This window comes from Streptomyces sp. NBC_00873 (assembly GCF_045207415.1).
GTDB lineage: Bacteria > Actinomycetota > Actinomycetes > Streptomycetales > Streptomycetaceae > Streptomyces.
The window spans coordinates 167425-190301 of record NZ_CP108804.1 but is presented as its reverse complement, the minus strand read 5'-3'; the positions used below and the strand labels follow the sequence as shown (position 1 = coordinate 190301).

General features: G+C 69.3%; 17 protein-coding genes and 1 pseudogene. 5 read left to right on the top strand and 13 right to left on the bottom strand.

Features of this window, described 5'->3' with window-relative positions; all coding sequences use genetic code 11:
- Nucleotides 1–202 precede the first annotated feature (202 nt).
- The 5 genes from OH809_RS44635 to OH809_RS44615 all read right to left on the bottom strand — a co-directional run bounded on the left by OH809_RS44635 (nt 203) and on the right by OH809_RS44615 (nt 8571).
- Nucleotides 203–1510 (bottom strand): bifunctional class I SAM-dependent methyltransferase/N-acetyltransferase, encoded by a 1308-nt coding sequence (locus OH809_RS44635; protein ID WP_331743578.1) that lies wholly within the window; start codon nt 1508–1510, stop codon nt 203–205.
- On the bottom strand, nt 1507–2604 hold the full coding sequence (gene rsgA / locus OH809_RS44630) for a ribosome small subunit-dependent GTPase A (RefSeq protein ID WP_331743575.1): 1098 nt from the start codon (nt 2602–2604) through the stop codon (nt 1507–1509). The genes OH809_RS44635 and rsgA overlap by 4 nt, the downstream gene beginning before the upstream one ends.
- Before the next feature lie 431 nt (nt 2605–3035).
- Entirely contained in the window at nt 3036–6080 is a 3045-nt protein-coding gene (locus OH809_RS44625; RefSeq protein ID WP_406516339.1) for a Tn3 family transposase, read from the bottom strand.
- Between the two features lie 108 nt (nt 6081–6188).
- Entirely contained in the window at nt 6189–7469 is a 1281-nt protein-coding gene (locus OH809_RS44620) for an MFS transporter (protein ID WP_331744011.1), read from the bottom strand.
- A 97-nt stretch (nt 7470–7566) separates the two neighbouring features.
- Nucleotides 7567–8571: an NAD(P)/FAD-dependent oxidoreductase gene (locus OH809_RS44615; RefSeq protein WP_406425617.1), complete on the bottom strand. Its 1005-nt coding sequence runs from the start codon at nt 8569–8571 to the stop codon at nt 7567–7569.
- Between the two features lie 90 nt (nt 8572–8661).
- On the opposite strand from OH809_RS44615, the gene OH809_RS44610 reads away from it, so the two are divergent.
- A complete protein-coding gene (locus OH809_RS44610) occupies nt 8662–9261 on the top strand; it encodes a helix-turn-helix domain-containing protein (RefSeq protein ID WP_331743565.1) in 600 nt (199 codons plus the stop codon).
- A gap of 289 nt (nt 9262–9550) precedes the next feature.
- Here OH809_RS44610 and OH809_RS44605 read toward each other — a convergent pair whose 3' ends face one another.
- Nucleotides 9551–12265 (bottom strand): Tn3 family transposase, encoded by a 2715-nt coding sequence (locus OH809_RS44605; RefSeq protein ID WP_331743559.1) that lies wholly within the window; start codon nt 12263–12265, stop codon nt 9551–9553.
- A complete protein-coding gene (locus tag OH809_RS44600; RefSeq protein ID WP_331743556.1) occupies nt 12262–12765 on the bottom strand; it encodes a DUF4158 domain-containing protein in 504 nt (167 codons plus the stop codon). Before OH809_RS44600 ends, OH809_RS44605 begins: the two co-directional genes overlap by 4 nt.
- 530 nt (nt 12766–13295) lie before the next feature.
- Here OH809_RS44600 and OH809_RS44595 point away from each other — a divergent pair.
- Nucleotides 13296–13844: a nuclear transport factor 2 family protein gene (locus OH809_RS44595; protein ID WP_331743553.1), complete on the top strand. Its 549-nt coding sequence runs from the start codon at nt 13296–13298 to the stop codon at nt 13842–13844.
- Nucleotides 13845–13852: 8 nt separating this feature from the next.
- Here OH809_RS44595 and OH809_RS44590 read toward each other — a convergent pair.
- Nucleotides 13853–14215 (bottom strand): annotated as a pseudogene (locus tag OH809_RS44590) (site-specific integrase); the annotation flags it as partial.
- Nucleotides 14216–14451: 236 nt separating this feature from the next.
- Nucleotides 14452–15096, bottom strand: a complete 645-nt coding sequence (locus OH809_RS44585) for a TetR/AcrR family transcriptional regulator (RefSeq protein WP_331743550.1) — start codon at nt 15094–15096, stop codon at nt 14452–14454.
- A gap of 63 nt (nt 15097–15159) precedes the next feature.
- On the opposite strand from OH809_RS44585, the gene OH809_RS44580 reads away from it, so the two are divergent.
- Both OH809_RS44580 and OH809_RS44575 read left to right on the top strand, forming a co-directional pair.
- Nucleotides 15160–16014 carry a class I SAM-dependent methyltransferase gene (locus tag OH809_RS44580; RefSeq protein ID WP_331743547.1) on the top strand — a complete coding sequence of 285 codons (855 nt, stop codon included), beginning with the start codon at nt 15160–15162 and terminating at the stop codon, nt 16012–16014.
- Nucleotides 16015–16032: 18 nt separating this feature from the next.
- Nucleotides 16033–16953 (top strand): IS5 family transposase, encoded by a 921-nt coding sequence (locus tag OH809_RS44575; RefSeq protein WP_406425648.1) that lies wholly within the window; start codon nt 16033–16035, stop codon nt 16951–16953.
- Between the two features lie 94 nt (nt 16954–17047).
- Here the strand turns inward: OH809_RS44575 and OH809_RS44570 are convergent, their stop codons facing one another.
- Nucleotides 17048–17473 (bottom strand): hypothetical protein, encoded by a 426-nt coding sequence (locus OH809_RS44570; protein WP_406425621.1) that lies wholly within the window; start codon nt 17471–17473, stop codon nt 17048–17050.
- Nucleotides 17474–17505: 32 nt separating this feature from the next.
- Nucleotides 17506–18471 carry a glycosyltransferase gene (locus OH809_RS44565; RefSeq protein WP_331743538.1) on the bottom strand — a complete coding sequence of 322 codons (966 nt, stop codon included), beginning with the start codon at nt 18469–18471 and terminating at the stop codon, nt 17506–17508.
- Between the two features lie 131 nt (nt 18472–18602).
- Here OH809_RS44565 and OH809_RS44560 point away from each other — a divergent pair, with 131 nt between their 5' ends.
- On the top strand, nt 18603–20012 hold the full coding sequence (locus tag OH809_RS44560) for a transcriptional regulator (protein ID WP_331743535.1): 1410 nt from the start codon (nt 18603–18605) through the stop codon (nt 20010–20012).
- Between the two features lie 240 nt (nt 20013–20252).
- On the opposite strand, the gene OH809_RS44555 is transcribed toward OH809_RS44560, so the two are convergent.
- Both OH809_RS44555 and OH809_RS44550 read right to left on the bottom strand, forming a co-directional pair.
- Nucleotides 20253–21143 (bottom strand): plasmid pRiA4b ORF-3 family protein, encoded by an 891-nt coding sequence (locus tag OH809_RS44555; protein WP_331747965.1) that lies wholly within the window; start codon nt 21141–21143, stop codon nt 20253–20255.
- A 106-nt stretch (nt 21144–21249) separates the two neighbouring features.
- The gene (locus tag OH809_RS44550) at nt 21250–22731 is read right to left on the bottom strand and encodes a hypothetical protein (protein WP_406425624.1); all 1482 of its coding nucleotides are present in this window, start codon (nt 22729–22731) and stop codon (nt 21250–21252) included.
- Between the last annotated feature and the right edge of the window lie 146 nt (nt 22732–22877).

The following is a 22877-nucleotide window of genomic DNA, read 5'->3' as shown; positions in this document are numbered from 1 at the left end:
GCAGGGCCAGGGGAAGTACTAGCCGGTGCCCTGGCAACGGCGCCTGACCTACGCCGGCGAGTTCCTGGCCGCGCGGCGACCGGGCCCGCGTCGGTTGGCGTCCCGTATGGCGGGATGGCTCCGATCGTCGTGCCGGTTCGCTCCTCGATGGAAGGGGCTGTGGTACCCCGGGTGTTCGAGCCCCGGGGTACCACAGGAGGGGTCAGACGCCGAACGCGGCGGGGTACTGGATGGTTCCGGCGGGGACCGTGCGGGTGTTGTCGAGGGCCATGGCCATCATGGCCTCGTCCGGTACCTCGAAGGGCGCGCGGATCCCGAAGCGGGAGGCCGGTGTGAAGCCGAACCGCGGGTAGTAGTCGGCGTGTCCCAGGACGAGGACGAGGTTTTCGCCCATGGCCCGGGCGGCGTCGAGTGCGGCGCTGATGGCGGCGGAGCCGGCGCCGGTGCGCTGGGCCGAGGGCAGCACCGCGCAGGGTGCCAGGGCGAGGGCGGGTGCGCCGTCGACGTGGCAGCGGGTGAGCAGCGCGTACCCGGTCGCGGTGCCGTCGGGGGCCGCGGTGACCATGGACAGTCCGTCGATCCACGCCTTCGGGTCGGCGCGCAGTGCGTCGACGATGTCGGCCTCCAGGGCAGTGGGGAAGGCCGCGAGGAGGATGTCGCGGATGGCGGGGATGTCCTCGGTGGTCTCGGAACATGCGGTCCAGGTGGTCATGGTTTCGTCCTCGGTGGTGTCGGGGGTGTGGTCGTGGGGGCGGAGGATGTAGACGGCGTAGTCGTAGTCGCTGCCGTGTTCGCGCCGCATGTCGATCTCTGTCCGGTGTGCGGCCAGGGCCTGCGGCATGCCGGGGTGCTGCGGGTCCGCTCGGTCCATGCGCTGGGTGAGCGGCGTGTAGTACTCGTCCCACCAGTCGCTTTCCGGCAGCGACCGGTGCGCATGGAGACGGTAGCCCGCGGCCTGTGCGGCGTCGGTGTTCGCGGCGTGGGTGCGCAGCGGGTAGGCCGCGTCCCAGTAGGCGCGCACCGGGGCGGCGGGGCGGGGCACGGTCCATTCCACTTCGGTGACGACGAGGACGCCGCCCGGGGCGAGCAGGCGACGCCAGGCGCACAGGGCGACGTCGAAGCCGATGGTGTAAACGGACCCCTCAGCCCAGATCACGTCGAAGCTGTGATCGGGGACGGGCAGTTGGTCCATCGAGCAGTTGACGACCGTGATCCGGTCGCCCAGGCCCCGGCGGGCCGCCTCGGCGGCAAGACTGTCCAGGTACGGCTGGTGCAGGTCGACCGCGGTCACGTGCGCCCCGGCTTCTTCGGCCAGCAGCAGTGTGGAGCGACCGGGGCCGCAGCCCGCGTCCAGGACCCGCGGGTGCTCGGGCAGCGGTCCGGCCATCTCCAGCGCGTGCCGTGTGGTGGCGTCCGAGCCCGGACCCTGCCGGGGCAGGCCGTGGTGCAGGGTGAAGAACGCCTGCGTCACCGGGTCGCCGCCGAGGGCGGGGGTGTCGTTGTTGTTCACCGCCGGTGCTCCCGGAACTGGTAGGTGGCGCGCAGGTGGCGCGTGATGTCCTTCCTGGTGGCCTCGCGCTCGGCGCGCAGCCGCGAGTCGGTGCGGGAAGCGGAATAGGCGTTCTCCCGCAGCAGCCGGTGGTAGCTGTCCAGACGGCGTTGGGGAATCTCGCCTGCCTCGACCGCGGCCAGCACCGCGCAGCCGGGTTCGTTCACGTGTGCGCAGTCCGTGAACCGGCAGGCCTGTGCGAGGTGCTCGATCTCGGCGAAGGTCTGTTCCAGCCCGCTCTGGGCGTCGTGGAGACCGATCGCGCGCAGGCCGGGGGTGTCCAGCAGGACCCCGCCGCCGGGCAGTGGGAGCAGTTCCCGCCAGGAAGTGGTGTGCCGGCCCTTGCCGTCCACCTCGCGGACGGCGCCGGTGGCCAGCCGGTCCTCGCCCAGCAGACGGTTGCCCAGGGTGGACTTGCCCGCTCCGGAAGGGCCGAGCAACACGATGGTGCCGTTCAGGACGGCGGTCAGGGTGTCCAGGCCTTGTCCGGTCACGGCGCTGGTGACCAGTACGTCCACACCGGCGGCCACCCCGGACACCTGCTCCTCCGCGGAGGGCAGATCCGCGCACGCGTCGGCCTTGGTGAGCACCACGACCGGCTGGGCGCCGCTCTCCCAGGCCAGGGCGAGCATGCGTTCGGTTCGACCGTGCTTGAGCGGTGCCGCGAGCGACACCGTCACCACGACGGTGTCGACGTTGGCGGCCAGGACCTGGCCGTGCGAGGTACGCGAGGAAGACGAGCGCACCAGGGCGGTGCGACGTTCCAGCGTCGCGTGCAGCACCGGCGCGCGGCCGGTGGTGACGGGGCGCAGTGCCGCCCAGTCTCCCGTGCACGGCGCCGACAACGGATCACCGTGATCGGCGGTGCCGGGAATCTCCGCACGGACGATTCCGGCGTCGGTGACTGCTTCGCACGAGCCGCGTTCGGCCCGCACGATGCGGGCGGGGATCAGTCCGGCGGCGCGATGGGGTGCGAAGGCGTGCTCACACGCCTCGTCCCAGCCGTAGTCCGCCAGAGAATACGGCTGAGCATGATGCCAAGAGGATTGAGACAACGTAGGGACCCTTGAAAAGGGACCCCGATCGGCACAGTGGATCGCCTTCCGCGAGCTGTCAAAGCTCTTGCGGGGGCATCGCCGTCAGGTCAGACCGGGGCCCGGGACGTGAGGATGGTCCGGCGGGCACTGCACACGGCAGTGGCCTTGGCGACAGACATCAACTCACCTCCCAATTCTGGTCCCGCAGTGATCTGGTTGTCTCTGCAGCAGGCATGCTAGCACCTCCGTTCCCGGCTTCGGGCAATGCCGGGAACGGAGGTGCGTCGGCGCATGGTTCGGCTCCGGCGGCGGGGTCGCGTGCGGCGACATGTCGCGCCCCGGCGTCGACGCCGGGGCGGGCGTACCGGTCCGGGGAGCGGACGCAGGCGTGGCGGGAGCGGGCCGGCAGCATCGGGAGGGGAGGGGGGAGGCGGCGGACTCGATTCAGGTCAGGGTGCTTTGGCGCAGCTTGGCACAGGGGCCGGCCGTCCGGGCCCTCGATGTCCTTGTGTCTCCGTGATCGCTCGGGCGGCGGTGTCCGCCGGGGTGCGGGGCCGGGGCACGGTGTTGGCCGACACCAGGTCGAGCCGCTTGTCCATATCCAGGCGGAAGGTCCCGTACGGGTTGACGTTCGACCAGAACAGAGCGGTCAGTCCGCGCCGGTCCTCGTCGGTAAGCTTCTTCGCCCACTTCGGCTCGTCCAGAACTTGCTGGAGCAGCAGGGTGTTGACGTGCACGAGCGCCGACTGGAGTAGGTGCAGGGCGAGCATCGACGTCTCGGCGTGCTCCTTGTCCGGGCCGGTCAGGGCACTGTCCTTGCCGTAGTGCAGCACCGTGTTCGCCGAGTTCCAGTTCTCCACGACCTGGAGGCCGCCGTGGATCTCCCGGCGCAGGCCGGGGCTGGCCAGGTAGTCGCATGCGAAGACCGTGCGGACCACGCGGCCGAGTTCTTCGAGCGCGGCGTAGGTGGGGTGCTTGGGGCCGCCGCGGGTGAAGCGCCTCAGCACCTGTTCGGCCTCGGTGGTGCCGAGCCGGAGTGCGGTCGCGTACTTCACCATCTGGTCGTACTGCTGCTCGATCAGTTGCCAGCGGATCGGCCGCGTCAGCGAGGCGCCTAGCGCCGGCCAGCCGGGCGGGGTGTCGTCCGGGCGGTACAGGCGGATGCTGCCGATGTTCTTCAGCCGCGGCAGCAGGCGGAAGTTGAGCAGTTCGGTGAAGGCGAACCCGACCACGCTCGCGCCGTGCGTGTCGACGTACTGGGACTCGATCTCGGCGTCCGTGCAGTGCCGCAGCAGGCCCTCGATCATCGCCGCGACCTCGGACGACGAACAGGACTTGAGCTGGGAGTAGATGCAGACGTTCTTCCGCTCGACGTGCCAGTAGATCATCACGCCGTTGCCGCCATAGCGGGCGTGGTACTCGGTCATGAAGTTGCTGGACCAGGACCCGAACTTCTTCGAGTCCGACGCGCACGCGGTGCCACGACCCCACCAGGCGGCATCGCGGGCGGCGAACGTGCCGTTCACCAGCCGGGTGACCGCGGCGCGGAGGTTGTCAACGGTGATGAAGTGCCGGCGCACGTGCCGCAGGGCAGCCTCGCTCTCGCCGTGCTCGCCGGTGGCCACGATCGCGCGGATGCCCATGTTCGTGCCCAGCGCGAAGAGGGCCAGCAGGAGGCGGCGCTGGAGGAGGTCACGGTCGATGCGCTCGTACGCGGCTACCGAGGAGAACTCCTCGGTGAAACCGGTGAGGAAGTCGGAGTTCTTCAGCACGTCCAGGAGGTCCAGGACGCCCCAGCGGCGTACGACCTCGTCCTTGAGGGCCGCCAGGCCGGTGGGCTCGGCCAGCGGCTCCAGCTTCGGCACGGTGATCCACGGCTCGCCCTTGCGGGTGGTGACCTTCACCCCGCCCGCCGAGCCGTCCGCGAGCGCCACCGAGAGCCCATCCAGGGCCGCGGTCATGCGCTTCTTCAGGTCCGCGATGAACGCCCGGGGGTTCAGCGGCTGGCGGATCGCGGCGTAGTGCACGGTGCGGGTGGCCTCGAAGTCGCCGGGCAGGTCGTCCTCCGGATTGCACCAGCGGGCCGCGCCCTCGACGTAGATCTCGCGGCGGCGCACCGCGTCCCGCAGCGCCACCAGCACGCACAGCTCGTACGGGATGCGCTCGACGCGGCCCTTGTCGTCGACGACCGCCTCGCGCCAGTCCTTGCGCACCACGCCGTCCATCGGCACGACGTCCGTGGCGTCGTAGAAGCGGGTCTTGCCGTCGACATCGGCGTACTTCTTCAGCAGCCTCATCGCGTCCATCACCGGCCGGTAGGCGGTGTTGTCACACCGGAAGCCCAGCGTGTTCAGCAGCGGCGGCAGCATCTGCCGGTAGTACGAGCTGTAGGAGGAGCGCAGGGTGGTGCGGACCTTGGCCTTGAACACCTTCTCGTTCGCCTTCGCCTCGGCCACCAGCTCACGCAGCGTCTTCTCGCCCACCACCGGGAACAGGGCCCGGCGTACGACCTCGTCGGGCTTGTCGACGGCCGCCGTCGCCAGCTTGAAGAGGATGCCCTCCTTGCCGCGGACCTTCTTCAGCTCGGCGGTCAGCTGCTTCTCCACCCGCCGCTCGGCACGGGCGTTGATCTTGTGGACCAGGGCGACCAGCAGTTCGACCAGGGCGTCGGTGATCTCTGCTTGCCTCGACCAGCACAGTGCCGCGAGCAGGGTGATCCGCACGTCTGCGCTCGTGTCGCGGAAGTCCGAGGGGTACATCTTGATCGCCCGCGCCCGCCACGCGGCCACCAGCTTCTCCGAGCAGTCCGCAAACAGTCCCTCGGGCAAGCCCAGTCTGCGGACGTCGTTGAGCTTGGTGATCTCGGTGAGCAGGGAGTCCAGGCCGACCGCGCCCGGGTCGCGCTTGAGCGCGGCCAGCAGGGCGGTGCCGGTCTCGTTGTCCTCGGCCACCAGAGACAGCAGTCGGCCCGTGCCCGCCTTGCCCAGGCGCTCGATGACGCGGGCGCAGAATGCTGACTCCCACCGGCCCCGGGCGCCGACCAGGATCTTTTCGACGCGGGTCCGGCCCGGCGGCTCAATCTTCCGCGCCCGGTACTCGACCAGCAGAGCGTCGCGCTGCCGGGCCTCCACCAGCTCGACCGGGCACACCTCCGCAGCCAGCCACCCGGTGAGCGCCTCCTCGTCCGCGAGCGTCGCCGTCCGGAACCCGAGCGCCTCACGGATCTGCTTGCGGTGGTACTCGGCAGTCCGGCCGACCAGCGTGTACTTCGCGAAGTCGGTGGCCGGGACCTTCACCAGATCGGCGACGTACTCCACCGCGACCGACGGGATCTCTTCCAGCACATCGGGGAACCGGCCTTCCAGCTCGAAGAACTTCAGCAACAGGCTGAAGCCGAGCCGGGTCGTCCCGCTCTTGTTCGCCACCAGGTCCCAGTCGCCGTCTACCAGTGTCCAGTTCGCCAACAGATCCTCTGGCGACCACTCTTGTCGCACGCCCGCCCCTTTGGCCTCGATCACTCGATCAGACCAACGACGGCGCCCAGGGCCGGGAAACGGGGCGCGTTCGGCTACCCGCGACCTACTTTGCGGCTGGTGTCCGAGCTAGGACACCGGGGCCGACATGAGTGCCGCGAGGCCGACGGTGGGGCCGAGTTCCATGGCGGTGTTCATGCTGCCGCCTGCCAGGCCGGTCTGGTGCGGGGGTACGTCCGCCGTGGACAGGACGGCCGCTCCGGAGAAGATGAGGGAGGTGCCGGCAGGCAGGAGAACGAGGCCGGGCAGGAGGCCGAGGGCGAAGGTGGTGTCGTGGTCGATGCCGGCGAGAAGCGCGAGTCCGGCTGCGCCTACGAGGAGACCAGCGGTAGTGACGCGGACCGCTCCGAATCGTCCGACCAGCACTCCCGCCGCGCGGCTGGTCGCGATCAGGGCGACGGTGAAGGGTATGAACGCGCCGGCTGTCGCCAGCGGTGTCCAGTGGTGTTGTTGCTGGAGGTAGAGGGAGAGCAGAAAGGTCACCACTCCGGTGCCGGCCGACGCCAGGAGGATGCCGGTGAGCCCGAGGACGCGGCTCGGCTTCCTGATGAACCCGGGCGGCAGCAGCGGCTGACGGACCCGGCGCTCGACCGCGAGGAATGCCGAGAGCAGTACGGCGCCTGCGGTGAACGGGACGAGCACAGTGGCCGAGGTCCAGGGGTGATCGCCGCTGACGATCAGGCCGTAACTGCCGACGGAGATGCCCAGGGTGGCGAGCACGGCCCCTGCGGGGTCGAGACCGGGTCGGGGCCGGGACGTCCCGGCGGGCCCGGACGGCAGCAGCCGCCGCGCGACAGCCAGGGCGAGGACGGCGACGATGACGGGTACGGCGAACATCCACCGCCACGACACCCAGGTCGTGATCGCGCCGGAGGCGACGGTGCCGACAGCCGCACCGAGCACGGACACGCCGCCCCAGGTGGCCATCGCCCTGCCGAACGCGGCCGGCGCGGGGTACAGCGCGCGCAGCACGGCGAGGGCCGCCGGGGCGGCCATCGCCGCGCCGATGCCCTGAGTGAAGCGCACCGCCACCAGAGCCTCGAAGGCGGGAGCGAACGCGGCCGTCGCGGAGGCGAGACCGAATACCACCAGCCCCGTCATGAACATCCGGCGCCCGTTGTAGCGGTCCGCGAGCCGCCCGCCGAACAGGAGCAGTCCGCTGAAGGGCAGCCCATACGCGGCGTTGACCAGCACCAGGTCCGCCGGGCCGAGGTCGAACTCGCGTCCGATGTCCGGCAGCGGGACAGCGATCAGGGTGATGGTGAAGATCAGTGTCGCCTGAACGACAGCGAGCACGGCGAACGCGAGAGACGTCCGAGGCGGCTCGCCGGGGTCCTCCTTCGCTCTCATGTCTTCACTGCCAGCGGGGGACACGATGTGAGGGAGGGCGTCCACGGGCTCTGCGGGCATGGTTCGGAGTCCTTCGGGGGTGACGGATTCGGCAGTTCTAGCGCGAGGGCGGGGACAGGAGGGCGGCGGCCGGGGCGGTTGCCGTGCGACGGTCCGCGACGGCCCGTTCGGTTTCTTCGTCCACCAGGTGGTGGTTGATGGCGAAGCCGGCCGCCGCGCCCATGCCGGCCGCGGTGACGACCAGTGCCCGCGGATCGGCGACATTGCCCACCGCCCAGACCCCGGGCGCGCTGGTGCGGCCCGAGCGGTCCGTGATCACCCAGCCGCTCTTGTCCCGCTCACAGCCCAGGCCCGTCAGGAGGCCATCGCGGGGCACCATGCGCGGTGCGACGAACACCGCGTTACGGGGCACCACCCGGCCCTCGGCCAGCTCGACCCCGCGCAGCCGGTCCTCGTCCACCACCAGCCTTTTGACCATGCCGTCTGCGACGCGCACACTGCGGGCCGCGAGCCGCTCGCGCTCGTCGCCGGTCAGATCAAGGGTGTGGGAGAAGAGGACGACGTCGTCCGACCACTGCCGCAGCAGGAGCGCGTGGTACACCGAGCCCGGCCCCGTGCCGAGCACCCCGATCGGCTGGTCGCGGACCTCGTACCCGTGGCAGTACGGGCAGTGCAGCAGGTCCTTGCCCCACCGCTCGCGGACGCCGGGGATCGCGGGCAGCTCGTCGCGCAGCCCGGTGGCCACCAGCACCCGGCGGGCCTTGAGCACCGGGCCGCCGGCCAGGCGCACGAGAAAGCCGGAATCGATGTGATCCACCTGGCCTTCGATCAGGTCCACTCCGTACCCGGCCACCTCCGCCCGGCCCACCTCCAACAGCGCCGCCGGAGACATTCCGTCCCGGGACAGAAAGCCCTGCATATGGGCGGCTGGGGCGTTGCGCGGTTCCCCGGCGTCCACCACCGCCACCTGCCGACGGGCCCGGGCCAGTACCAGGGCCGCGTTCAGCCCACCGGCCCCCGCACCGACCACCACCACGTCGTACACGGAATCGTTCCGTGCGTCGTTGTTCTTCGTATTGTTTCCGTCGATCACATCGTTCACGGTGACCACCTCCGCCCACAGGCTGCGATCACCGCCCGCCCATAGCAACATTTGTTGCCATTTCCGGGACGAGGATGTGCAATAGGAAGCGTGGACCACTCACCCGCCATCACCCGAGCCCTCGCCGAAGTCGGCCCCCGCCTCCAGCGCCTGCGCACCCAGCGCGGCGTCACCCTGGCAGCGCTCGCCGAGTCCACCGGCATCTCCAAGAGCACCCTGTCCCGCCTGGAGTCCGGCCAGCGCCGCCCCAGCCTGGAACTCCTGCTCCCCATCGCCCAGGCCCACCAGGTCCCCCTGGACGAAATGATCGGCGCCCCCGAAGTCGGCGACCCCCGCATCCGCCTCACGCCCCAGCGCGTGAACGGCAACATCGTCCTGCCGCTCACTCGGCAGCCAGGCCCGCTGCAGACCTTCAAAATGGTGCTCCCGGCCACCCGGAGCACACCGGAACCGTGCACCCACGAGGGCTACGAGTGGCTCTACGTCCTCTCCGGGCGTCTGCGCCTGACCCTGCCCGGTCATGACCTGGTACTGAACGCGGGCGAGGCAGCCGAGTTCGATACGCGGCTGCCGCACTGGTTCGGCAGCACCGGTGACGGCCCCGTCGAGATCCTCAGCCTCTTCGGCCGCCAAGGCGAACGCGTACACGTACGCGCCAGATCCCGCCCCCTGGACAAACCCGACCACTGACCGCCGCCCGCCACCCCCTGGGGCCTGCCGACGAACCGGTGCCTGCCTCGCGGCGCTTGGCCGACGATCACAGTCGTTAACACCTATGACGGACGCAGATGACCAAGTATCCAGGACACCGACTACATGATCAACGGCCCTTACCAGTCTCAACCCCCTGCATCGCACCTACCCGTGCCTGACATAGCACGGCCGGACAAGCGGCACCCGAAGCCATAAGAGGTGGCTTCGGGTGCCGCTTCGGCTGTACGGCCAGTGCACACGAGGAAGAAGACTCTGGGGCGGGCGGTCAAGCGGCCTGGCCGAGGCCGGCGGCGGTCAGGTCCTGCTCGCGCAGCGGGGTGAAGTCGACATCGAGTTTCGGGTCGTACGCGTCGGGCTGGATGCCGAGTTCGTGCGTGCTGTACTCGCCGAACCGGTTGATGTGCTCGGTCAGGTACGGCGAGATGTGGGCCAGGTCCTCCGGGTCGATCTTCCAGCCCTCCTCCAGCAGCTGCCGGACGATCTCCGCGATGTCCAGGGCGTTGTGGAAGATCACCGCGTTCGTGAGCAGGGCGTTGAATTTCATCGCCTTCTCCTGCTCTACGGGATCGTTGTCGGCGATGACCCCGCGGTTGCCGAAGCCGATCCACTGGGAGAACCGGTTGAACGACTCGACCTTGTTCGTTGCCGCGGTCACCCGCCGGCGCAGCGGCGCGTCGGTGATGTAGCGCAGCAGCTGCACGGTGCGGATCACACGGCCGACCTCGCGGAACGCGGCGTAGGTGGCGTTCTTCTTGGAGCCCGACCGCAGCCGCTTGAGCAGCGTGGACGAGGAGATCGCCCCCTCGCGCACCGAGACGGCCACCCGCATGAGGTGCCGGAACTGGGACTCGATCAGGTCCCAGTCGATGACGTTCTTGCCGGGCTCGCCGAACAGGGCGTCGACGTGCACGTACTCACTCTGCTTGCTGGGCCGGTAGAAGGTGGAGTCCTTCCAGTTCCGGATGCGGGGCATCAGGTCGAAGCCCAGCAGGTGGGCCAGTGCGAACACCGGGAAGCTCTGGCCCTGCGTGTCCGCGTGCACGGTGGTCGGCTGCACCTCGGAGGTGTTCTTCAGCAGGCCCTCGATGATGTAGACGGCCTCCCATACCCCGCACGGGATGAAGTGCGTGAACAGCGCGATGTAGGTGTCCGAGATGTGGTGGTAGGCGATCCCGCCCGGCTTGCCGTACCGGACGGACGTCTCGGCGAGCAGGTTGTCGAGGTAGGTGTCCATGTGGGTGCCGTCGGCGGCCACCGCGGTGCCGTCACCCCACGCCTGGGAGATGTCCAGTTGGGCGTGCGCGTTGACCAGGTCGGCGATCGCCTCGTTCAGCAGCACGATCGAGAAGTGCCGGTTCGCCGTGTACGACAGCTCGTGGCCGCTCACGCCGGGGATGTGCCGGGCGGCCTCGTACGGGCCCATGTTCGTGCCCTTCACGAACGTCGTGATCACGTAGCGGCCGAAGGGGTCGGGGAGCTTCGGCTCGTTGCCGGAGGCCGGCCCGAAGCGCCGCCACCACTCCACCCAGTACCCCGTGCGCGCCAAGAGCCCCATAAGCGACCGCTCCGGCATCCTGGCCTTGATCTCCTCCTCCAGCCGCTTCGCCGAGGGTCGCTGCCCCTCCGAGCGGTGCGGCTTCAGCGACGGAATGCCCGTCTCCGGGTCGATGACCAGGCCCTCGTTGTCCGGGTAACCGGCGTCCGCCGCCGCAGCGGCATCCCGCAGCCTGTCCTCCAGCTGCCGACGGAAGAACGCGGCGTCGAACTCGGCCGTCTCACCCTCCTCGGCGAGGCCGACCTCCACCAGGTAGGCGCCCAGCTTCTCCTGGACGGCCTCCCACGCGAGCAGCTGCTCGGACCAGTCGGCGTACTCCTCCGACCCGACCACCGCGACATCGCCGGTGCGCAGTTCCTCCGCCAGGGCGGTGAAGACCATGGCCTCGAAGTGCTTGCGGATGAACTGTCCCGGCCGGGTCTTGTCGCACGCGGCCTTGCGCCAGTTCTGCGTGGCGAAGGAGATATCCACCTCTCTTCCCATCTCGTCGAAGGCGGTGATGTATTCCCCGCGCGCCGCCTGGTGGCGCTGGGCGTGCGCAAGCGCGTCCAGCACCCGCCCGTCCTCCGACGTGGCGGTGAACTCCAGCTTCTCCGCGAGGTCGAACATCACCGCCCGGTCCCGGCCGATCTGCCCGTACAGCAGCACCTCCCAGAAGTTGCCGTGATGGGCGGAGACCTTCTCGATCTGCTCGTACTGCCTGGCGAACCCGCCGAACTCTTCCACGGTCTGGGTCACCGCACCGAGCCCGCCGGCCTGCACCACCAGGGCCTTCACCATGGCCAGGATGGCCGGGGAGACGCCGCCGTCCAGCCGCTGGGCGACCTCATAGAGCGATGCCGCCTCGTCCAGGCCCTCCAGCGCGCGGCGGACCTCGGCGGTCATTGCCGCGGCCTTCGCCAGTGCCTCCTGGGCGGGTCCGTCGGCGTCGATGTTCTTGAGTACGGTGCGGTAGTTTCCGATCAGTGCCTCGACGATCTCCCGCTCGGTGAGCCGGATCTCCTCCAACTCCTGCTTCGCCTTCTTGATCTTCGTGGCCACCCGCTTGCAGAACATCGTCGCCAGGTCGTCGCGGCCCCGCATCCTCGCCTTGTGCGTCAGGCACGCGATCAGCGCGACCTGCTTGACGGGTGCGTAGTCCCGCAGCTCCGAGGCGTCCGCCGCGTCCGCTTCCCCGGCGAAGTCGGTGATCTTCCCCGTGGCCACCGACTCCATCCACACCGCCGTGTCGCCGAGCTCGTCCACCCACTCCAGGCGCTTGGCCAGGTTCTTGAAGTGCGACCAGGTCGGCCCTTGGGCGGGCTTCTTCAACCGGTTGAACAGCGTCGTCCCGTCGCTGTCGCGCTCCTCCAGCAGACGCAGCAGCCCGGCTCGCTGAAATGGGCTCATCCGGTCGTGGATGCCCTCACGGATCGAGGCGTTCACCTCGTGCGGATCTTCGAGGCCATCTTGTCGAAGGTGGAGAACCCCGGCAGCTCCAGCCCGGCTTCCACGACCTTCTCCAGCGCGATGTTGATCAGATCCGCCGGCCGGTTCTTCGCCGCGGCCTCCTTGCGGATCGACCGCTCGACGATCCGCCGGGCCGCGCCCTGGTCGTACTTCACGCCGACCTTCGTGCGGACCAGGCCCCGGTGGTGCTTGGCGGTCCGCTCCGCCCGGTGCAGCGGCAGCGTGCCCTCCGGTAGCTCCACCTGGCGCCGGACAAACTCCACCACCTGCTCCGGGACTTCCGCCAGCGCCGGGAAGCAGCCCATGCGCTGGTACGACTTCAGCATCAGCAGCAGGGCCAGCAGATGCTCATCACCATCCGTGGCATCGGCCGCCCACTGAAGCTCGTCACGAGTCGGCGAGAAGAAGAGATGCAGCTCATGCGCGGTGATCAGCCGCTTGAACCGCGGATACGCGGTCCGTTCGATTGAGGTCACAATCCTGCCCCGTGCCCAGACGACAACAACATCAACACAAACGACACTGAGCCGAATGGGTGGCGGGACGCGGGCCCCTCAGAGCTTCAAGATCAACTCATTGCCCCTTTGACCCGCATCTCGGTCAGACCCCGTATGGGGATGTACGTCAGGCGCCGGCCGCTGGGAGCAGGCCCGGGTGCCGCAGCCGACCGGACGCTGGAGGCTGTTCATCAGTCAACGCCCGAGGCCCGCTGACCGCCGTTTGTGGCTGCTGACAGGATTCTTACTGGCGCGTCCGCCGTGGGTTCAGCGTGACTGAGGGGCCTTCATCGGGAACCCACGGTGTCTTCTGGAGGTGTGCTCAAAAGTGCGGTGGGTTCGTTGCTGCTGATCGGCAGAGTAGTACGGGTATGCCCTAAAGGGACATGGGATGATCTTGACGCCCGCCGGGGGTGTGCCGGACGACCTTCGAGATGCGTACCGGACCCTCTGCCCCGACACTGAGCATCGGGGCGGGAACGACCGGTGCTTCGGTGAGGAAGACACCCATGTCTGATCGTGTTGCGATGGAGCGCGTGTGGGTGGCGCACACGGACGGCGAGTTCGTGCAGCTGGACCTGCAGGCCACGATGAGCACGATGACCGACAGCCCCACAGTGGTCCATGTGCCGACCGCGATGGGCGGCGTGGGCCGCCAGAGTGTCGCGGACTTCTACGAGCGCTGGTTCATCGGGCGCAACCCGGCGGACTTTGCGCTGAGGTCCGTGTCCCGCACCGTCGGGGGCGACCGGATCGTCGACGAGATGGTCGTGTCCTTCACCCACGACATCGAGGTCCCGTGGGTCCTGCCCGGCGTGGACCCGACCGGGAGAGCTGTCAGCGTGCCCGTCATCGCCGTCGTGGGGTTCCGCGACGGAGCCATCGACAGCGAGCACATCTACTGGGACCAGGCATCGGTCCTCGCCCAGACGTGCCTGCTGGACGCCGACCTGGTCGCGCGGCTCCCTGTAATCACGGATCAGTCGGACGTCCTGGACGGTGCTCTCCCGCTGAACCAGCTGGCTCTGACGCCACGGAAACCCCGGCCACCGGCCTGATTCACCCGCGGGCACTCGACCACGCGGCCGGTGAGGTTGTGCAGCTCGACCTTGTGCCGCAGTTCAAGGAACTGGAAGAACACCGCCAGCGCGCCCGCCCGGCCGGTCCGGGCCGACGGTTTGGCGTCACGGAGCACCTTGCCGAAGTACACGTCGGCGTCGGCCAGCTCCATCTCCCACAGCGGGCGGCCGAACCAGTCCCGGGTCAGTTCCAGGTGGTTGGTGTCGTTGCGGATCGTACTGTCGACCAGTCCGGCCGAAGCCCTCGCGAGCACGAACCCCGCCAGGACGTCGGTCTCGAACTCAGCGAGTTCCTGCTCGCTCACCGGGGCCCGGTACTCACGTAGATCGCGCACTACGGCCAGAGCCAACCCACGCCTCCTCGACTTCACCCAGGCTGAAGAAAGCCCGGCAGGGATGAGGCTTACGCACTCCGCGCGAGGTTGGGTCAGAACGGGCCATGCTCACCCGGACGAGGGAACGCGCCCTGGTGCAGGCACTCTCCAGGCACCGGCCGGTCGTGGATGAGGCTGGGGACTCAGCGACTATTGCTCACCCGGCTGCTCTCCCCCCGACCGCCAACTAGGTTCTGTCTCCCCGATCACGATCAGGGAGCTAGGTTCTGCATCCTGACCAACAGCTGAGAGCAGAGGGTGTCGTACGCCCATCGCTCCCATTTGTCGGCCGGCCACGCGCGGTCGCGGGTCAGGACCAGGAAGAGCTCCGGACTGAGCAATGCGTAGATGATGTCCGCCGCCTCTCCTGCGGAGGGGGCGGGGCGGGCGCCGGGTTTCTCTGTCAGAGCCTTCGCGGCTGTCGAGATGACCGTGTATCGCGGGTCGGTCTGGTCTGGCCACAGCTCCCGGATTTCTGGGTTGGTCGCTGTCGCGGCGCGGACCATCTCGTCGATGGCTGCGACACGTTCGAGTGTCCTGCGGGTGCCGGCGACCAGCGCGGCCAGGGCGGACTCGGCGGTAGGCGCGGTCGTGACCTTCGTGAACCATGGCCGGTCCATCGTGGGCACGGGGTCGTCGTCTCCCGCGATCGCGACATCGACCAGTTCCTTGAGCAGTGAGGGCTTGTTCCGGAAGACGAAGTAGATCGTCTGCACCGCCACGCCCGCCCGGTCGGCGATCTCCTGCAGCTTGGTCGCCCCGTAGCCCTGCTCAACGAAGAGGCCGGCGGCCGCGTCGATGATCCGCCGCCGTGTCTCCCGGGCCTTGTCGCCCCGTTTTCCCTTGACCTCAGTCATGGCTGGAGTCTATATCTAGAGGTGAACTCTAGAGGTCAACTCTAGTCACTGGAGGGGTGAGTCATGCACGCCATCGCCAACCGTGAGCAGGCAGAGGCATGGAACGACTGGGAGGGCATCCACTGGGCTGAACACTCCGAGCGCTACGACGCGATGATGGGCGCGTTCAACGCGCCTCTGTTCGCCGCCGCGGGCATCGCGGCCGGCGACCGGGTCCTCGACGTCGGCTGCGGCACCGGCCAGACGACGCGCACCGCCGCGCGGCAGGCGTACGACGGAGACGTCGTCGGAATTGACCTGTCCGCGCCCATGCTGGAACGCGCCCGCCGTGACGCCGCCGCGGAAGGCATCGGCAACGTCACCTTCGAACAGGGCGACGCCCAAGTGCATCCGTTGCCCGGCCGAGGCTTCGACGTCCTCCTCAGCCGCGGCGGTGTCATGTTCTTCGCCGACCACATCGCGGCCTTCACCCATCTCAGGCACTCGCTCGCACCAGCGGGCCGACTCGCGTTCCTCGGCCCGCAGCCCGCGGGCCCGGACAGCGCCTACGCCCGTGCAACCGCCGCCCTCTCCCCGTTCCTGCGCGAGGCATCCCCCGCCGCAAGGGGCATGGGGTCCCTCCTCGACCCCGCGCACATCCGCCAGGTGCTCACCGCCGCCGGGTTCACCGACATCGACGTAGCCCCCGCCGAGGCTCCCATGACCTTTGGCGCCGACGCGGGCGACGCCACCGACTTCATCCTCGCCATGGGCCCGGTGCGCCACAACCTGCGCGATGTCGACCCGGAGACCACCGCCCGTATCCACTCCGAAGTGCGCGACGCACTCACGGAGTTCGAGACCACCGACGGTGTCCGCATCCCCGGGCACGTCTGGATCGTCACCGCATCGCCGAAGCACACCCTCTCGATCAAGTGACACTTCACTCCAGACGTGATCAGCAGAGGGGACCTGACAGACGATGAGTGGGCTCTGCTGCAGCCACTGCTGCCGGTGAGCAACAACCGGTGCGGCCGGTGGCGGGATCACCGTCAGGTGATCAACGGCATCATCCACAGGCTGGGCACCGGGGTGCAGTGGCGTGAGCTGCCAGAACGCTTCGGACCGTGGCAGACCGTCCGCAAACGGCACGCGCTGTGGTCGGCCGACGGCATCTGGGACAGGCTGCTGCAGCATGTCCAAGCCCAGGTCGACGCCGAGGGCGGCATCGACTGGGACGTCTCGGTCGACTCCAGCGTGATGCGCGCCCACCAGCACGCCGCAGGAGCGCCGAAGGCGGCTCCGCCCGCCCCGACCAGGCCCTCAAAAGAGGGCTCCGCGGAGATCGCTTCGGATCCCGGCGGTGCAGAACCCGGAGCCCCTACTGGAGGAGGGGGGGCGGCGGGGGAGCAGCTGGGGCGCTCGCGTGGCGGATTCACCACCAAGGTCCACCTGAGCGCGGAGGGCCGATGCCGCCCGCTGTCGGTGCTGATCACACCCGGACAGCGGGCGGACTGCACGCAGTTCGAACCCGTCGTAGAGAAGATCCGCGTCCCACGCACCGGTCCGGGGCGCCCACGCTGCACCCCGGACAGCGTCGCAGCCGACAAGGCATACAGCAACCGAAAGACGCGCGCCTACCTGCGTCGGCGCGGCATCCGGCACGTGATCCCTGAGAAGAAGGACCACAAGGCGGCCCGCCTGCGGCGGGGTTCACACGGCGGGCGGCCACCGGGTTTCGACAAGGAGCGGTACAAGAAGCGCAACGCCGTCGAGAGAAGCAAGCCGCAGTGCTGTCATACCTGCGGCTCGGTTCCATCGCCGTCAGCTCCTTCCTCTCGCGCCTCTTCGTTCCCGGTGTTCATGCTGGCGGCCTGATTCTTCAACCAGGGGCGCCGGGTGTGCTGGCCGCGCGGCACCTGGTGCAGCGCGCGCAGGCGGTCGACCTCTGCCGGGTCGGCCCGGACGATCCTCAAGCCTGCCTGCGGGTGCAGGTAGCCGGTGGCCCAGCCTCGCCTGACCCAGGCATCCAGCGTGATCTCGGACATGCCCAGGTGCTCGGCGAGGTCGCGCAGCCACCACTCGTGTTCGTCCAGGTCGGGGCGGTGACGGTTCTGCTGCCGTGAGCGCTGGATGCCCAGGGCCGCAGCAGGTCGTTGACCGCGTTCCTGGTGAACGTCTCGCAGCGCTTGGGCGGGCGGAAGCCCTCGGCGTTGAGGTGTTCGGCGATCTGCGCGGTCGTGCAGCCGGCCTCGACCAGTTCGGCGGCGCGGGCACGGAGCCGGGGGTAGTAGCTGAGCTGGGTCAGGCAAGCCACGGGCCGTGCCACCTGCGCATCGGTGCGGTGGCCTCCGGCCCAGCGGACCTGCACGTTCACCAACTCGCTGGTGCCCAGCACCTCGATGCGGACCTGCTCGACCAGATGCCGGATCAGCTGCTTGCGGTCCGCGTCGGTGGTGGTGGGCGCGTGCCAGACCGCAGGCGTCCGCGCTCCAGGTGATAGGCCCCGATGCGGGCCAGGTCGCGGGCCGACTCCACGGCGCGGGAACGGTCCAGAAAGGTCCATCCGGCGGCCAGCCCGATCACGGCCTGATGCACGGCCTCGCGCCCGGCCTGGATCGCAGCGTGCTCGACGCGGACGCTCAGGTGCATCCGAGCCACACACACCCCGTGGCCGACGCCCTGGCGGACGAAGTACCTCGCGGTCGTCTCCGGCCGGTAGACGGGGTGGGAGACGACAGCGGCCGGCTCGATGAGGGTCTGGTGACCGGCCTGGCGGGCACGGTCGACGAATTCCAGGTCCTCACAGTCCCCGAGCCACCGGCCGCGGCGCCCCAGGTCGGTGCGGAACAGGCCGATGTCGAGCGCGGTCTGACGGTCGAAAAGCAAGTTGCAGCCGGTGACCCAGTACGGCCACACGGCCATCTCCCGGTGGTCGGGCCAGTCCACCGCGCCGTGGCACTCGCGCAGGGCCTTCGTCAACGCGACCACTTCACCGCCGGGGTACTCCACGACGGTGCGGCCGCCGACGGCGAACACCTTTTCCTCCTCGATCGCGGTCACCAGGGTCCGCAGCCATTCCGGCTCGGGGGTGATGTCCGGATCGGTGACGGCGACGTAGCGACCCCTGGCCGCGCAGATCCCACGGTTGCGTCCCGCGCTCAGTCCCGGCGTCGGCTCGTACAGCACCCGAACCACGAACGGCCAGTTGCCTTCCCTCACCGCCTCGGCGATCGGGCGGACCGGTCCGGGAAGGTCGTTGTCGACGACCACCGCCTCGAACTGGTCGGCGGGCAGGCCCTGGCGGGCCAGGGAATCCAGCAGGTTCCGCAATCGCGCGGTGTTCCCCCGGGCGCTCACCACGACCGACACCAGCGGTGCGTCCAGCTCGTCCATCGGTGCTCCCTCCTCACACGGCGTGTACGGCGGGGTCTATGGCACCGCCGCCCACCCCGGGCGGGGAAGGCGAAACGTGTTGCTGCCCTGTTGCTGAGCCTGCGCCGAACCGGTCCCCGGCGGCCGGGCAAATGGCTACTGTGCGGGTCATCAAGGGGACGTTGCGCAAGGAGGAGACCGCGATGCCCGACCAGCCGCTCTTACAGCACCCGCTGGCCGCACTGCGCTCCGAGCTCGACCTGACCGGTGAGAAGTATCTGGACCGGCTCGATGACGCGCACCACGCGCTCGGCTACGGCCGGATGGCCAAGCGACGGGAGAAGATTTCTCGCTGGGAGACCGGCGTCAACGACCCCGACCAACCCGCCCGCTACGCGATGGCCCACCTGCACGGCATCCCGCCAGAGGCCGTCACCGAACTCGGCTGGCCCGATTTCCTCCTGCTCGCCTTCCCTGGTGACCGCCCGGTTCTCGACAGCCCCTGGTCCTCTGCGGGTACCGTGGCAGCAGTAGCGGCTGCCGCTCGGGGAGGGTCCATGGATCGACGGGGTTTCCTGATCTCCAGCGGTGCGGCGCTGTCTGCCATCGCGACCAGCTGGAGCAACGCGGTCACCGCCCTGCCGCTTCCCCTGAACGCTCCCGGCCGGCGCCTCGACCCGGACGTGATGACCCGGCTCGAACAGCGACTGGACGACCTGCGGCACCTGGACGACGTCCTCAGCGGCAGCGAACTGCTTCCGGCGGCTACCGAGGAATACCGGCTCCTCAACCGGTTCGCCAGCAACGCGACCTGTGACAGCAGCGTCAGCCGCCGCCTGTTCTCCACCCTCTCCGAAGCCTCCCGCATGTGCGGCTGGCTGCACTTCGACGCCGACCAGCACGCACAGGCCCAGCGCTTCTACATCACCTCCCTACGGGCCTCCGCGTCCGCCGGTGACCCCGAGGTGGGCGCCAACACGTTGAACTTCATGGCGATTCAGACCTACTCCAAGGGCAACCCGCAGGACGCCGTTAACCTCGTAAGGACTGCCCAGGACCGTGTGAAGGGCTCCACCACCCCCCGCGTGCGCGCCCTGCTCCACGCCCGTGCCGGCCGGGCATTGTCCAAGACCGGCGACCTAAAGGGCTGCGCCAGGGAGTTCGACGCCGCCCGCGATGCCTTCTCCAGGGGCACCCACGACGACGATCCGTCCTGGGCCTACTCGATCACCGAGGGCGAGATTGAAATGCTGGCAGGCTCCTCAGCTCTCGACCTCGGCGACCCGCGCCGTGCCCTCCGGAGCTTCGCCGCCGCTCAGCAGGCCGAGTACAGCGCCGCCGGACACGTTCGCGATGGCCTGCTCTACCTGACGCGCACAGCCCGCGCCCACCTCGAACTGGGTGACGTCGACGCGGCCTGTGCCACGGCGACCGAAGTGCTGAGGCAGAACAGCAGCGTCAACTCCGTCCGTCCGTCGGACGCCCTCACCGAACTCCGCGAGCAGCTCGCCCCCCATCACGACGTCCGAGTTGTGCATGACTTCCTGTCCCTGAGCGCGTAAGTCGTCCCGCTCGTGCGATAGGGCAAGCCATTTGTCAGCTTCGACGTCCTACCTTGACGGAGCCGTCCCGGTGGTCCCCCGTGCCGCCGGGACGGCCAGGCCCTCCCCGCTCGTTGACTAGCCGCTAGCCGGGTCCGCCCTACGGCACGTTTCCGGCGTAGTCCGGTTTCCGTTCCGATGTAGTCCCCCGAATCCTCTTCAGCAGCCGCAATCGGTGGCGAGCGGGCTCCGGTCAACTCGTCAGTCGTTGTACCGAAGGGCCTTGAGGACCAGGGGGCGGGACATCGCGCCGTGGACGCGTTCGGCGAGTTCGTTGGCGCTGGCACCGGTCTTTGCCTGCTCGGCCCGCAGCGCGGCGCCGAGCAGGGCGCGGGCCTTGTCGACCTTGTTGAGTGCGTCCAGGACGGAGTCAACCGCGTCGGTGATGCTGGGCGGCGGCTCGGTGGTCAACGCCTTGACCGCTTCGTCGGGCTGCCCTGAGTCCTCCTCCGGCTCGACCTGGGGGTGGTCAACGGGTTGACCGGTCGTGGCGGGTGCACCTGGGTACCGGCGGCTGGAGAGATCGAGGACCTCCCGCTGCCACGGTGCGGGTTCGGGGTAGCCGACGGACTTCGGGTCAGCCAGGCCGCGGTTGACCTCGTCACGGTCGAAGGACGCCGGGTCGTACTTGTGATGGCCCCACTCACGCAACTCGCGGTAGCGCGGTCCTTTGCGGGCCCTGATCGCCCGCAGGGTGCGTTCGTAGCCGAGCGGGCCGCCGCAGTCCTCGGGCGGGCAGGCTCGGCGGCCAGCACTGCACCGCGGATAGCAGGTGTTCGCGGCGGGGCGGTGGATCTTCTCCACGGTGATGTGGTGGACCCAGTGGTCACCGAAGTCGTACACGTACCCCGCGCCGCTGCCCACCTCGGGCAGCATCTGGGCGACGGTGTACGCAGAAGGCTCGCGGCCGTTGTGCCCGTACGTCTCCCACCGGGCGCCGAACTCGTACAGGTGGGCGTCGTCCCAGCCCATGGCGACCTGGATGACGGCGTGCAGTCCGGACAGCGGTATGTGCGAGTAGACGTGGATGCGTCGCCACACCACCGGCTCGATGTCCGGCATAGATACTCGCAGTTGGTGCACCGTCTCCACGGGGCAACCGTATCGGCAGAGGCCCGCTCGCCGCCGTTTGTGGCTGCTGACAGGATTCTTACCGGCGCCCCATGACTCCCGCGAGTTCAGGCGAACTGAAGGTTCTTCAGCGCGAACCCGAGGGTCCGTTGCCCGGATTCCGGGGGATGGACCCTCGGGTTCGCGGGAACTCAGGCGAATCGGATTCGACGGACTGCTCCAGGAGAGCGCGGGCGGAGTCCGCGTAGCGGATCGCGGTCTTCTCGTCCATGCCGAAGACTTCGGCGAGGTGGAGTGGATCGGGCCCGTGGACGAGGGCCTCTTCAAGTTGCCGGTCGATGCGGAGCCGGTCCAATGTGGCTCTCTGGCCGCGCAGTTCGCGCTCGATCCACCAACTGCTGACCGGGTCTGTCTCCAGCGCGGTGTTCATGTTGATGATCAGGTGCGGGTTGGCGGTGCTCGGCCAGCGGCGGCGCCGGTGCTCCAGCCAGGCCAGCAGAAGCTGCCGGGTGAGGTCGTCCAGCGGATGGGTGCGTCCGGCGATGGTGATCCGGCGGTTGCCCAGGTCGGCATCGTCGAGTTGCAGGGCGCGGATCGCCCCGGGCCGGGCCGCATGGACCGCGGCGAGGGCGACGGCCAGGCGGCCGGCGGGCGAAGTGACCACCTCGGCAGAGCGGGCCACCTGATGCGGCAGCAGCGGCTGCAGCACGGGGGCGGCGGCCTGGCCGACCTTGATCCGGGAGGTCGGGTTGCGGAAGATGACGCCGTTCTTCCTGGCCCAGGCGAACAGCGACCGCAGAGCGACCAATGCCTGGTGGCGGTCCCGTCCCTGGAGCGTCTTGACGTGGGCCAAGACTTCGTCGCGGGTCACCTCACGCAGGTGGTCGTGGCCGGCCGACCACTCCAGCAGGGCCGGGCGAATCGCCGTGAGGTAGATCCTCACCGTGTCTGGGTCGCGGGCGAGGGTGCGCGGGCCGCCATCGTGCAGGGTCCGGGCCCACTTCTCGGTCTCCCGCCGGATGCCCGGGGCTATCCCGTCGAGTTTCGCCTCCAGCCAGTCCTCGAAGGGCGGACGCCGGTCGTTCAGGAAGATCTCCATCGCCTGAAGGACCTCGGTGGTGCGCTCGATGCTCAGGTTCAGTGCTTGCAGCGGGGAGAAGATCTCCGAGTGCCGGATCATGTCTCCCTCGGCGTACTCAGACAGCAGCATGACCAGTGCCCGGTCCACGTCCTGGCGTACTGCCCTGGGCCAGCCGCGGGCCTCGGCCAGGCCGTGCGCGAGGTGCCGAGCCCAGGCCAGCCAGCCGCTGGTAGTGGTGTCCGCCCGCCCTGGGTCGAAACGGTGGTAGTCGCGGCGGGCCCCGTCGAACAGCACCGGCTGGATCCATCGGGGGTACGGTCGCGCCGCAGGCGGCGGCGGAGGCTTGCGCGGTGCCCCTCGGCGGTCATAGCGCCGGGGCGGAGTCGTGCGGGCGCCACGCATCGACAGCATGTCGGCGAAGAAGAGCTGCTGATGGCGCCCGACACCGTCCAGAAAGTGCACGGCCGTGGCAGCCCCGTGCAGTCGGCCGGTCGCCCGAGCGTCGGCGCGGGCCTGGCCCCAGCACAACCGGCAGTACTCCTTGCGGACGGGCTGCAGCCGCCGACAGCCCCGGCACCGGCCGACCGTGTGGTCACGGGCGAATAGGTAGCAGGCTTGGCAAAGCCCGCGGACGAACGGGCGCTGGACTCGGCCCCAGGCCAGACAACTCTCGC

Excerpts from the sequence above, each read along its gene's own strand:
- OH809_RS44620 (WP_331744011.1), bottom strand. The coding sequence starts at position 7,469 with ATGAGAGCGAAGGAGGACCCCGGCGAGCCGCCTCGGACGTCTCTCGCG.
- OH809_RS44595 (WP_331743553.1), top strand. The coding sequence starts at position 13,296 with ATGTCTGATCGTGTTGCGATGGAGCGCGTGTGGGTGGCGCACACGGAC.
- OH809_RS44585 (WP_331743550.1), bottom strand. The coding sequence starts at position 15,096 with ATGACTGAGGTCAAGGGAAAACGGGGCGACAAGGCCCGGGAGACACGG.
- OH809_RS44580 (WP_331743547.1), top strand. The coding sequence starts at position 15,160 with ATGCACGCCATCGCCAACCGTGAGCAGGCAGAGGCATGGAACGACTGG.
- OH809_RS44565 (WP_331743538.1), bottom strand. The coding sequence starts at position 18,471 with ATGGACGAGCTGGACGCACCGCTGGTGTCGGTCGTGGTGAGCGCCCGG.
- OH809_RS44560 (WP_331743535.1), top strand. The coding sequence starts at position 18,603 with ATGGCTACTGTGCGGGTCATCAAGGGGACGTTGCGCAAGGAGGAGACC.